The 11398-nt window shown below is 64.2% G+C and carries 10 protein-coding genes; 5 read left to right on the plus strand and 5 right to left on the minus strand.

The annotated features are described in order from the left end of the window. Positions 1-130: 130 nt before the first annotated feature. Positions 131-2674: an aminopeptidase N gene (gene pepN, locus HNR05_RS05085; protein ID WP_179578037.1), complete on the minus strand. Its 2544-nt coding sequence runs from the start codon at positions 2672-2674 to the stop codon at positions 131-133. A 134-nt stretch (positions 2675-2808) separates the two neighbouring features. Here pepN and HNR05_RS05090 point away from each other — a divergent pair, with 134 nt between their 5' ends. Next, the gene (locus tag HNR05_RS05090; protein WP_218868812.1) at positions 2809-4167 is read left to right on the plus strand and encodes a CoA transferase; all 1359 of its coding nucleotides are present in this window, start codon (positions 2809-2811) and stop codon (positions 4165-4167) included. A 19-nt stretch (positions 4168-4186) separates the two neighbouring features. On the opposite strand, the gene HNR05_RS05095 is transcribed toward HNR05_RS05090, so the two are convergent. Next, positions 4187-4411 carry a hypothetical protein gene (locus HNR05_RS05095; protein ID WP_179578038.1) on the minus strand — a complete coding sequence of 75 codons (225 nt, stop codon included), beginning with the start codon at positions 4409-4411 and terminating at the stop codon, positions 4187-4189. 67 nt (positions 4412-4478) lie between these two features. On the opposite strand from HNR05_RS05095, the gene HNR05_RS05100 reads away from it, so the two are divergent. Beyond that, positions 4479-5816 (plus strand): glycoside hydrolase 5 family protein, encoded by a 1338-nt coding sequence (locus HNR05_RS05100; protein ID WP_246318352.1) that lies wholly within the window; start codon positions 4479-4481, stop codon positions 5814-5816. 10 nt (positions 5817-5826) lie between these two features. On the opposite strand, the gene HNR05_RS05105 is transcribed toward HNR05_RS05100, so the two are convergent. Next, a complete protein-coding gene (locus HNR05_RS05105; protein ID WP_179578040.1) occupies positions 5827-7296 on the minus strand; it encodes an SDR family NAD(P)-dependent oxidoreductase in 1470 nt (489 codons plus the stop codon). Positions 7297-7369: 73 nt separating this feature from the next. Here HNR05_RS05105 and HNR05_RS05110 point away from each other — a divergent pair, with 73 nt between their 5' ends. After that, entirely contained in the window at positions 7370-7972 is a 603-nt protein-coding gene (locus HNR05_RS05110; protein WP_179578041.1) for a mycothiol-dependent nitroreductase Rv2466c family protein, read from the plus strand. A 26-nt stretch (positions 7973-7998) separates the two neighbouring features. Here HNR05_RS05110 and map read toward each other — a convergent pair whose 3' ends face one another. After that, positions 7999-8865: a type I methionyl aminopeptidase gene (map, locus tag HNR05_RS05115; protein WP_179578042.1), complete on the minus strand. Its 867-nt coding sequence runs from the start codon at positions 8863-8865 to the stop codon at positions 7999-8001. A gap of 12 nt (positions 8866-8877) precedes the next feature. Here map and HNR05_RS05120 point away from each other — a divergent pair, with 12 nt between their 5' ends. After that, positions 8878-9066: an SPOR domain-containing protein gene (locus HNR05_RS05120; protein ID WP_179578043.1), complete on the plus strand. Its 189-nt coding sequence runs from the start codon at positions 8878-8880 to the stop codon at positions 9064-9066. Positions 9067-9102: 36 nt separating this feature from the next. Here the strand turns inward: HNR05_RS05120 and panB are convergent, their stop codons facing one another. Continuing rightward, on the minus strand, positions 9103-9972 hold the full coding sequence (gene panB, locus HNR05_RS05125) for a 3-methyl-2-oxobutanoate hydroxymethyltransferase (protein ID WP_179578044.1): 870 nt from the start codon (positions 9970-9972) through the stop codon (positions 9103-9105). A gap of 80 nt (positions 9973-10052) precedes the next feature. Here panB and HNR05_RS05130 point away from each other — a divergent pair, with 80 nt between their 5' ends. Next, positions 10053-11390: a glutamine synthetase family protein gene (locus tag HNR05_RS05130; RefSeq protein ID WP_179578045.1), complete on the plus strand. Its 1338-nt coding sequence runs from the start codon at positions 10053-10055 to the stop codon at positions 11388-11390. Positions 11391-11398: the final 8 nt, after the last annotated feature.

Here is an 11398-nt window from a genome sequence, read left to right on the forward strand (position 1 = left end):
TGGTCGAGCCTGTCGAGACCCTCGTATGGGATCTCGACACGCTCGATCAACGGTTTTGCTCGATCAACGGCTTTGCTCGATCAACGGCTCTGCTCGATCGACGGTTCTGCTCGATCAGAGGGTGCACCACCTACTGCGCGTCGCGCGCCTGCACGGCCAGCGCACGCTCGACGCCGGCCAGGTTCTCGGTGACCAGACGGCGCAGCGCCGGCGGCTCGGCGTTGGCATTCAGCCACGCGTGAGTCGCGTCGACGAGCTGCTGGTTAGCGAGCGGCGCCGGGTACAGACCGATGATGATCTTCTCGGCGATCGCATACGCCCGCGAGGCCCAGACCGGCTGCAGCATCTCGAAGTACTTGGCCACGAAGGGCTCGAGCAGTGCGGTGTCGTCAGCGCGGAGGAATCCGGCCGCAGTGACGCGCACGATGGTGTTCGGAGCAGTGTCAACATCGATGAGTGATGACCAGGCCGCCTGCTTGCCCTCGGCCGTGGGCAGTGCAGCGCGGGCCTGCGCGGCCGACTGTGCACCGTTGGCAGTGTTATCGGCGGCGAGGGCTTCGTCGATCGCCGCACCGTCGGCACGTCCACCGGCCACGAGAGCGATGAGCAGCTCCCAGGCCAGGTCGGTGTCGATCTCGAGGCCCGCGAGCGGTGCCGATCCGTCGCGCAGCTGCGCAATGGCATCGAGGTGCTCGGCCGTTGTGGCAATGGCCGCAAAGAACTTCACAAACTGGAACTGTGCATCACTACCGGCTTCCGCCTTCTGGGCGAGAGCCCAGAGTGCATCGCCGACCTCGGTGACAACCGCGGCGCGGTGTTCCTCGGCCACGTAGCTGGTGGCGGTCAGAACCAGCTGGCCGAGAACGGTCCGCAGCGTTGTCGACTCGGTCTCGGTCGCAATGTTGTTCAGCACCAGGCGCACCCAGGAGCGCGGCGACGTCTCGGCGTCGCGCGTGGCATCCCACGCGGAGCCCCAGACGAGGGAACGCGCCAGCGGGCTCTCGATCGCGGCCAGGTGCTCGATGGCCACGGCCAGTGAGGCGTCATCGAGACGGATCTTCGCGTAGGCGAGATCGTCATCGTTGAGCAGGACGAGATCGGGACGGGTCTGACCGACGAGCTCGGCGACATCCGTTCGCACACCATCGACGTCGAGTTCGACGCGGTGCGTGCGCACCAGTGCGCCATTCTGAAGGGAATAGAAGCCGATGGCGAGGCGGTGCGGACGAATCGTCGGGTAGTCGGCGGCTGCCGACTGTGCGACCGAGAAGGCCGTGATTATGCCGGATTCGTCGACCTCGATCTCGGGACGCAGCGTGTTCACGCCGGCCGTTTCGAGCCACAGCTTCGTCCACTCCGAGAGGTCGCGACCACTGGCCGCCTCGAGCTCGACCATCAAATCGTTCAGCTCGGTGTTGCCCCAGGCGTGCTTTTTAAAGTATGCGGCGACACCGGTGAAGAACGCGTCGATCCCGACCCAGGCGACGAGCTGCTTGAGCACCGAACCGCCCTTGGCGTACGTGATGCCATCAAAGTTGACGAGCACATCTTCGAGGTCGTTGATGGTGGCGACGACCGGGTGGGTCGATGGCAGCTGGTCCTGCTTGTAGGCCCAGCTCTTCTCCATCGCGGCGAAGGTGGTCCAGGCTTCGGTCCACTCGGTGGCCTCGGCCGTTGCGATGGTCGAGGCCCACTCGGCGAACGACTCGTTCAGCCACAGGTCGTTCCACCACTTCATGGTGACAAGGTCGCCAAACCACATGTGGGCGAGTTCGTGCAGGATGGTGACGACGCGGCGTTCCTTGACGGCATCCGTGACCTTCGAGCGGAACACGTAACTCTCGGTGAACGTCACGGCGCCGGCGTTCTCCATAGCGCCGGCGTTGAACTCCGGTACAAAGAGCTGGTCATACTTTTCGAACGGGTAGGCGTAGTCGAACTTCTCCTCGAAGTAGGCGAAACCCTGGCGGGTCTTCTCGAAGATGTAGTCGGCGTCGAGAAACTCCGACAGGCTCTTGCGGCTGAAGACGCCGAGCGGGATCGTGCGTCCGTCCCGGGAGGTGAGCTCACTGCGCACGACCGCGTAGGGGCCGGCGATCAACGCGGTGATGTAGCTCGACATGATCTGTGTCGGCTCGAACGCCCAGATGCTCGCGCCGTTGCCGGCATCCGTGGGCTCGGGCGTCGTCGAGTTCGAGACAACTTCCCAGTTCGCCGGGGCGGTGACGGTGAACGCGAAGGACGCCTTGAGGTCGGGCTGCTCGAAGACCGCGAACATGCGGCGGGAGTCCGGCACCTCGAACTGGCTGTAGAGGTAGACCTCGTTGTCGACCGGGTCGACGAAGCGGTGCAATCCCTCACCGGTGTTGGTGTAGACGGCGTCGGCGACGACGGTCAACTCGTTCTCGGCTTCGAGATCGTCGAGCTGAATGCGGATGCCGTCGCTCACAACTGCGGGGTCGAGCTCGACACCGTTCAGGGTCACCGAGTGCACGGTACGCGTGATGGCGTCGATGAAGGTGCTCGCGCCGGGAGTGCCGGCGAAGGTCACGGTTGTCGTGCTGGCGAAGGTCTCAGGCCCGGTCGTCAGGTCGAGGGTGACGTCATAGCTGTGGACGGCGACGAGTGCGGCGCGCTCGTGGGCTTCGACCCTGGTCAGGTTTTCTCCGGGCAACGATTTCTCCAATTCAGTTCACGGACTCATGCTGCTCACGAGTCCTCCCGTCGCTTGTGGCGGCGGTGCACGATGATCAAGCCTAGCCAGTTCTGCCTATCGGCACCGCGTTATCCCTGTGGCAGAATTCCGCTATGTCGACAGAAGAGGGACTGCTGAACGAGATGGCCGCAGTGCTGCCAGGCGTGCGTGCGGAGGGGCTGGTTCTTCACTCTGGAGGTGGTCTTGAGTCCGTTTTCCCTGTCTCCGAACTCGCCACTGCGGCCCTCGGGGCGGCCGCACTCGCTGCAGCCGCGGTTGCCGGCGCCACCGAAGTGCGCGTCGACCGACGACGTGCGTCGGCATGGTTCGATCGGTCGCTCTACCCCGTCGGCTGGGCGCTTGCGTCGCCCTGGGATCCGATCGCCGGCGATTACAGGTCACTCGACGGCTGGATCCGTTTGCACACCAACGCGCCCGCCCACCGAGCCGCCGCGCTCTCGGTGCTGGGGATGTCGGTCCTGGGTGCTGAAAATGCTGCTGACGCGGTCGTAGCCGCAGTCGCGACGTGGTCGGGCGCTGAACTTGAGGCGGCCATCGTCGATGCGGGCGGATGCGCGGCCGTCATGCGCACACCCGACGAATGGGCGCACAGCGTTCCAGGAATCGCGCTCGCGAACGAACCCCTCATCGCGTGGCAGGATCTCGGTGCCGGGCGCGTCGCGCTGCACTCGGCATCCGCTGACCGCCCACTGCGCGGGGTGAGGGTGCTCGACCTCACCCGAATCCTCGCCGGCCCCGTGGCGACCCGCTACCTTGCGTTGCTCGGTGCGGACGTGCTGCGGATCGACCCGCCGGACTGGGACGAAACGCTTATCCCGGAGGTCACCCTGGGCAAACGCACGGCGCGACTCGACCTCACCAACCAGGCCGATCGAGACGCGTTCAGCGCGTTGCTGACCGCCGCCGATGTCATTGTTCACGGTTATCGCCCGGGTGCCCTCGATGGCCTTGGCTTCGGAGAGGCCGATCGTCAGCGCCTGCGCCCCGGCCTGATTGACGTGTCTCTTAACGCCTATGGCTGGAGCGGTCCACTCGCCGGGCGTCGTGGGTTCGACAGCCTCGTACAGATGAGCACCGGCATCGCCGATGCCGGGATGCGCGAGACCCATGCCGACCGCCCGCGGCCGCTGCCGGTGCAGGGACTCGACCACGCGACGGGTCACCTGATGGCCGCCGCGACGCTCAGTGCGCTCGCCCATCAACGAGAAACCGGGGTCGGCCGATCAGCGAGGCTCTCCCTGGCCCGCACTGCCCAGGTGTTGCTGGGGCGCCGGGGAGAGGGGAACCACACGCCGTTCCGTGATCTGAACGACGACGACTTCGTTGCGCACACCGAAGCGACGAGTTGGGGTGATGCCCGGCGATTGCGGTATCCGAGCAGCATCGGCGGCGTGACGCTTGAGGCAAGTCCCGCGAGGGCACTCGGCCTGGACCGACCCGTCTGGCGTTAGTCGACCTGGTGCAGTGGACTTAGTCCACGAACTCGATCTGCGTCGCGATGAAGCTGCGCTCGGCGGGTGTCAGAAAAACGTCGCCCGAGGAGGGAGCGGACGCCATGTCGCAGATCGTGGTGATTTCCGCGAGGATGTTCGCCGGAATCGCGCCCTCGAGATGAGCGACGAACCACTGTTTAGCCGGAATGTCGAGGTGTGGCCACCAGTCTTCGACGGGTGGCAGGCTCTTGGTGTGTGTCATGGTGGTCCTCCTGATGAGGCCGTGGGGTCACCACTAACGATACGCGCGTTGACCGCGTGCAACACGGATGACAGCATCAACCATGGCCGAATTGCCCTCGCCTCGTCTCGCCGCCGACACATCACTGCGTTTCGGGGTCAACTACACGCCGGCCCACGAGTGGATGCACTCGTGGTTGGCGCTGGATCTTGACCGGGTTCGACGCGATTTCTCCTCGATCGCCGAGCTTGGCCTCGACCACGTGCGCATCTTTCCGCTCTGGCCGATCCTGCAGCCCAACCGCGCGCTGATTCGCGCCGAGGCGATCGCCGATGTGCGTGCCGTCGTCGATATCGCCGCCGAACTCGGCCTCGACACGAGCGTCGACGCTATTCAGGGGCATCTGTCGAGCTTTGACTTTCTGCCGTCGTGGCTGTCGTCCTGGCACACCCGCAACATGTTCACCGATCCTGAGGTGCTTGAGGCCGAGGTGCGTCTGGTGCAGGCACTCGGTGCGGCGTTGGCGGATGCCCCCAACTTCATGGGCCTCACCCTCGGCAACGAAGTGAATCAGTTCGCCGACCGACCACATCCGACGCCCATGCCGACCACAATCGTCGAGGCCGAGAAGTGGCTGACGGTGTTGCTCAATGCTGCCGTCTCGGCGGCGCCAAATGCGACGCACGTGCACAGCGAGTATGACGCCGTCTGGTATCTCGACGGGCATCCGTTCACGCCACCCCAGGCCAGCCGTTTGGGCAGGATGACCACCATCCACTCCTGGATCTTCAACGGCACAGCCCAGAAGTACGGGGGACGCTCGGTGGCCGCCGATCGACACGCCGAGTACCTGATCGAGCTGTCCCGCGCGTTCGCCACCAACCACAGGCGCCCGATCTGGTTGCAGGAGGTCGGAGCGCCATCGAACTGCCTGACCGAAGCCGAGACGCACGGATTCCTCGAGGCGACGGTGCGCTCGGTCGCCAGCACGCAAAATCTATGGGGCGTCACCTGGTGGTGCTCACACGACGTTAGTCGCTCGCTGGTGGACTTTCCTGAACTGGAATATACGCTGGGGCTCTTCGACAACGCCGGTCGGGTCAAACCCGCCGGTCGGGTCTTCGGCGAACTGGCCCGAGAACTCAGCGGCGCACGCCCCGAGGTGCCCGCTCGTCCGACCGCGATCGTGATCCCCGTCGATGAACACGACATACCCATTCAGCGCGCGGCCCTGAGCCCGGGCGGCGCCGTCTTCGAGGCATGGCTTGGTGCCATCCGCTCAGGCCTCAACCCGAGTTTCGTGCTGTCCAGTCAGGCCAGGGATGCCGCAGTATTGGCTGACCGGGGGATCAGCGACGTGATCGACGCCGGTGATGATCCACGTTTCGTCGGACGGTACTCCGCCGTCAACACGGTGACCGGCTGACTGTCTCGGTCTACCAGGTGCCGGGTTTGTAGTCCTTCATGAAGACACCGGTAAGGTCTTCGCCGGCTTCGCCGCGCACGATCGGGTCGTAGACGCGAGCAGCGCCATCCACCAGGTCGAGCGGAGCGTGGAAGCCCTCTTCGGCCAAACGCACCTTGGTCGGATGCGGGCGTTCGTCGGTAATCCACCCTGTGTCGACGCTCGTCATCAGGATGCCGTCGCCGAGCATCTCCTTAGCGCTCGTGCGGGTAAGCATGTTCATTGCGGCCTTGGCCATGTTGGTGTGCGGGTGGCCGGGTCCCTTGTAGCCACGGCCGAAGACACCCTCCATCGCCGACACATTCACGATGTAGGTACGGCGTGCGGGCGAGGACGCCATCGAGGCACGCAGACGGCTGACCAGAATGAACGGTGCCGTGGTGTTGCACAGCTGAACCTCAAGCATCTCGAGCGGGTCGACGTCTTCGACGTTCGCCGTCCAGCTGTTCTCTGTGTGCAGGTCGGGAACGAGCCCACCCGCATCGATCGCGGTGCCGGCGGCCAAACGCGCCAGCGACGACGAACCGGGTGCGAGTGCGAGCGCGGTCAGATCATCCGCGGTGAGTACGCCGGCACCGGCCGCGGCGGCCAGGATCGGGTGGGTCGCGACCGACGCGGCCAAGGCCAGCGGATGCGCGTCGTTCGTGTGACCGAAGCTCACGATCTCGGGCATCGGGCCCTCGGGCAACGGCGACGACTCGGCTTCGACCAGCGGAGAGTATGAGCCGGGGGAGCGGCGAACGGTCTGCGCCGCGTTGTTGATCAGAATGTCGAGCGGGCCCTGCTCTGCGACGGAGTCGGCGAGCCCGATGACCTGGGCCGGGTCGCGCAGGTCGATGCCGACGATGCGCAGGCGGTGCAGCCACTCGCCCGAGTCGGGCATCGCTGCGAAGCGGCGCACCGCGTCGCGGGGGAAACGGGTGGTGATTGTGGTGTGTGCGCCGTCACGCAAGAGGCGCAGCGCAATGTACATCCCGATCTTGGCGCGGCCGCCGGTCAGAAGCGCGCGCTTGCCCGTGAGATCGGTACGAGCGTCGCGTTTGGCGTGGCTGAGCGTCGCGCAGCTCGGGCAGAGCTGGTGATAAAACGCGTCAACGAGCGTGTAGCGCTGCTTGCAGATGTAGCAGGGGCGGGCCACGAGCAGTTCGCCGGCAGTGGGCGCATCCGTCCCTCTGGTCAGCTGCGCGCCACGGGTCTCATCGTCGATCCGCGTCGGAGCACCGGTCGCGGTGGCCGCGATGACGTCACGGTCGGCCTCGGCGATCGCCTGACGCTTTTCGGCGCGGCGCACGACCTTGACCGACTTGAACATTTTGGCCGTGGCTTGACGTACCGTGACGAAATCGGGGTCGTCCGGATCGACATCCGCGAGGGAGGCCAGAACGCGGAGGGTGACCTCAAGCTCGTGCGGGTCAATCTGCGTCTCAGGCTCTGAAGTCATTAGACGATTCTACGACGGCGAGTATCTGAGAATGCCCCACTGTCCCGGCGGCGAACGGCCCTAGGCTGGCAGAATGTCTGATTCCGTAGAATTCTGGTTTGACCCGTCGTGCCCCTGGGCCTGGATGACTTCCCGCTGGGTGGATGAAGTCGCCGCATTGCGCGACCTCACAGTCACGTGGAACGTGATGAGCCTGGCCGTGCTGAATGAAAATGTCGAGGTCAGCGAGGAGTACAAGGCCTTCTTCCCGCGCGCGCTGAAATACACGCGGCTGGTTGCCGCCGCTGCGGAGCTGCATGGTCGGCAGATCGTGAAGCCGCTTTATGACGCTCTCGGCACTCGTATTCACCCGGGCGGTAATTCCAACCCTGACGAGGTCATCCCTGCTGCGCTGGCTGAGGTGGGCCTGCCCGCCGAGTTCGCGGCGTGGGCGGACAGCGACGCCCACGATTCGCAGATGCGGGCGAGCCACTTCGAGGGCATCAACCGGGTGGGTCAGGATGTCGGGACCCCCGTGATTGCCGTCAATGGGGTCGCCTTCTTCGGCCCGGTCATCTCTCCAGCGCCGAAGGGTGAGCAGGCGCTGGCGCTGTGGGACGGTGTTGTCGCCGTCGCGAGCTACGACGGGTTCTTTGAGATCAAGCGCTCGCGCACCCGGGACCCCATCTTCGACTGATCCCGGATGCGTATGGAGCCGAGTTCTTATGGCAGCGTGAGAATCTCGGCGCCGCGCTCGGTGACAACGAGCGTGTGCTCGAACTGAGCCGTGATGCTCTTATCCTTGGTGGTGACGGTCCAGTCATCCGCCCACATGTCCCACTCATGGCTGCCGAGAGTCAGCATGGGCTCGATCGTGAACACCATGCCGGGCTCCATCACAGTGTCGTAAAGCGGAGCCGAGTCGTAGTGCGGAATGATCAGGCCGGAGTGAAATGACTCGCCCACGCCGTGCCCGGTGAAATCGCGCACGACACCGTAGCCGAATCGCTTGGCGTACGACTCGATGGCCCGTCCGATCACGTTGACCTGACGCCCGGGGGCTACTGCCTTGATGCCACGAGCCAGCGACTCACGCGTGCGTTCGACGAGCAGGGTGACTTCCTCGCTCGCCTCGCCGACGATGAACGTCACATTGCTGTCACCGTGCACCCCATTTTTATAGGCCGTGATATCGATGTTCACGATGTCGCCGTCGCTCAAAACGGTGTCATCGGGAATGCCGTGGCAGATCACCTCGTTGATCGAGCTACACAGCGACTTGGGGTAGCCGCGATAGCCCAGCGTCGACGGGTAGGCATCGTGAGCGAGCACGAACGCGTGTCCGATTGCGTCCAGTTCCTCGGTAGTCACACCCGGGCGGATGGCGCGGCCGACCGCTGCGATGGCCTGTGCGGCGATTCGCCCCGACTCTCGGATCAGTTCGATCTTCTCGGGGGAGTAGACGTCTGAGCCGGTGAACGGGGTCGGACTCTTCTTGCCGACGTATTCCGGGCGGGGAATGTGCAGGGGAACAGTGCGGGTCGCTGAGACCGTTCCAGGGATAAGGTGACCGGCTGAATCGTGAGGCATAGGATCAAGCTTATGGCCGATGACACTGAACACCAGTTTTGGTACAACATGCGCACGGGCGAGGTCGAACAAGGCTTCGTGTCGCCCTCGGCGGACCGTGTGGGGCCGTTCGCGACGAGAAACGATGCGGCACACGCGCTGGAGAAGCTGCGTGCGAACAGCGCGAAGTGGGCTGAGGAAGACCGCGAGAACGACCGCTAACGGCGTGAGAGCATCGTGACGACAGTGTGAGACCGGTTAGTAGCTGTGCTCCGGCGCCGGGTAGATGCCCTTCGCGACGTCGTCTTTGAACTGACTGACGGCGTCCGTCAAGACCGAGTGCAGATTCGCGTACTGCTTGACGAATCGAGGCACGCGACCATCACTCATCCCGGCGAAGTCCGTCCAAACCATCAGCTGTCCGCTGACGTTCGGGCCAGCCCCGACACCGATCGTCGGAATTTCGAGCTCGGCGGTCACCTGCGCCGCGACATCCGACGGCACCATCTCGAGCACAACCGCAAACGCGCCGGCGTCTTGCACGGCGAGGGCATCATCGATCAGCTGGTCCGCTGCACCGCCACGCCCTTGAATGATGTGCCCACCCAGGCCGTGCTCGCTTTGCGGAGTGAAGCCGACATGTGCCATCACAGGGATGCCGGCCGAGACGATCCGCTTGATCTGCTTGCGACTGCGCACCCCACCTTCGAGCTTCACGGCGTGAGCTTGCGCCTCTTTCATGAACCGCACGGCCGTGTGCAGGGCTTCGTCCTTGCTGCCCTCATACGAACCAAACGGCATATCTGCGATCACAAACGCGCGCTTCACCGCCCGGGCAACCGCACGGGTCAGAGGAATCAGTTCGTCGACGGTCACGGGGAGGGTGGTCTCGTAGCCGAAGACGTTGTTTCCGGCAGAGTCGCCGACGAGAAGGAAGTCGATGCCGGCCGCATCAAAGATCTGCGCGGTGAGCATGTCGTAGCTGGTCAAACCGGTGATCGGCACGCCCTGCTCTTTCGCGGTCTGAAAGTGTCGTGTGCGAACTCGTTTCGGCCCGGTCGGCGCTGGGCCGTACGGGTTTTGTTCTGCAGGGGCGTTCTGGGCTTCGGATGCAGTCACGTCGGGCATGAGTTCAGTGTAGTCAGGCCTGGAAATCACTCCCGATGTGATCGGAAGCAACTAGCCTAGAGACGACAGAAAGGGCGTGGATGGATAAGCAGCGCGACTTCGTTCTTCGGACAATCGAGGAACGGGGCATCAAGTTCATTCGACTGTGGTTCACCGACGTCGTCGGCACACTGAAATCTGTCGCGATCGCCCCGGCAGAAGTGGAAGGCGCATTCGTCGAGGGCCTCGGTTTCGACGGTTCCGCCATCGAAGGTCTGACGCGGTCGTTCGAGGCCGATGTGCTGGCGCACCCAGACCCCACCACGTTCCAGATTCTGCCCTGGCGCGGCGAGGTCGATCCCACCGCGCGTATGTTCTGTGACATTAGAACGCCCGACGGACAGCCCGCCGTAGCCGACCCCCGTAACGTGCTGAAGCGCACGCTAGCGAAGGCGGCCGAGCGCGGTTTCACCTTCTACACGCACCCCGAGATTGAGTTTTACCTGCTCAAGTCGTCGAAGATCGGCAAAAAGGGTCCGATTCCGGTCGACTCGGCCGGCTATTTCGACAACGTCCCGGGCGGAACGGCACACGACTTTCGCCGACGCTCGGTGCGCATGTTGGAAGACCTGGGGATCTCTGTTGAGTTCAGCCATCACGAAGCCGGCCCGGGTCAGAACGAGATTGACCTGCGCTACGCCGATGCGTTGACCACCGCCGACAACATCATGACGTTCCGAACCGTGATCAAAGAGGTCGCGATCGAGCAGGGCGTGTACGCGACGTTCATGCCCAAGCCGATGTCGGATCAACCGGGCTCGGGAATGCACACCCACGTGTCACTGTTCGAGGGTGACACGAACGCGTTCTACGAGGCCGGCGCCCAGTACCAGCTCTCAAAGACCGGCCGCCAATTCATCGCGGGTCTCCTTCGGCATGCCCCGGAGATCACAGCGGTGACCAACCAGTTCGTCAACTCGTACAAGCGACTCTGGGGTGGCGATGAAGCCCCGAGCTTCGTCTGCTGGGGCCACAACAACCGCTCTGCGCTCGTCCGTGTGCCGCTCTACAAGCCCAACAAAGGCCAGAGCTCACGCATCGAGTACCGGGCCATGGACTCGGCCGCGAATCCGTATCTCGCATACTCGCTCATGCTCGCGGCCGGCCTCAAAGGCATCGAGGAAGGCTATGAGCTGCCGCCCGAGGCCGAAGACAACGTGTGGAGTCTCAGTGATTCAGAGCGTCGCGCGCTCGGCTACCACCCGCTGCCGGCCAGCCTCGACCAGGCGATCGAACACATGGAGAATTCTGAGCTGGTCGCCGAGACGCTGGGGGAGCAGGTGTTCAACTACGTGCTGCTGAACAAACGGCAGGAGTGGCAGGACTATCGCGCCCAGGTGACACCGTTCGAGCTTCGCAAGAACCTCGAGATGCTCTAAGTCGCTGC

Origin of the sequence: Leifsonia psychrotolerans (assembly GCF_013410665.1) — a bacterium.
GTDB lineage: Bacteria > Actinomycetota > Actinomycetes > Actinomycetales > Microbacteriaceae > Cryobacterium > Cryobacterium psychrotolerans_A.

Excerpts from the sequence above, each read along its gene's own strand:
- HNR05_RS05095 (WP_179578038.1), bottom strand. The coding sequence starts at position 4,411 with ATGACACACACCAAGAGCCTGCCACCCGTCGAAGACTGGTGGCCACAC.
- HNR05_RS05090 (WP_218868812.1), top strand. The coding sequence starts at position 2,809 with ATGTCGACAGAAGAGGGACTGCTGAACGAGATGGCCGCAGTGCTGCCA.
- HNR05_RS05110 (WP_179578041.1), top strand. The coding sequence starts at position 7,370 with ATGTCTGATTCCGTAGAATTCTGGTTTGACCCGTCGTGCCCCTGGGCC.
- HNR05_RS05105 (WP_179578040.1), bottom strand. The coding sequence starts at position 7,296 with ATGACTTCAGAGCCTGAGACGCAGATTGACCCGCACGAGCTTGAGGTC.
- map (WP_179578042.1), bottom strand. The coding sequence starts at position 8,865 with ATGCCTCACGATTCAGCCGGTCACCTTATCCCTGGAACGGTCTCAGCG.
- panB (WP_179578044.1), bottom strand. The coding sequence starts at position 9,972 with ATGCCCGACGTGACTGCATCCGAAGCCCAGAACGCCCCTGCAGAACAA.
- HNR05_RS05100 (WP_246318352.1), top strand. The coding sequence starts at position 4,479 with ATGACAGCATCAACCATGGCCGAATTGCCCTCGCCTCGTCTCGCCGCC.
- HNR05_RS05120 (WP_179578043.1), top strand. The coding sequence starts at position 8,878 with ATGGCCGATGACACTGAACACCAGTTTTGGTACAACATGCGCACGGGC.
- HNR05_RS05130 (WP_179578045.1), top strand. The coding sequence starts at position 10,053 with ATGGATAAGCAGCGCGACTTCGTTCTTCGGACAATCGAGGAACGGGGC.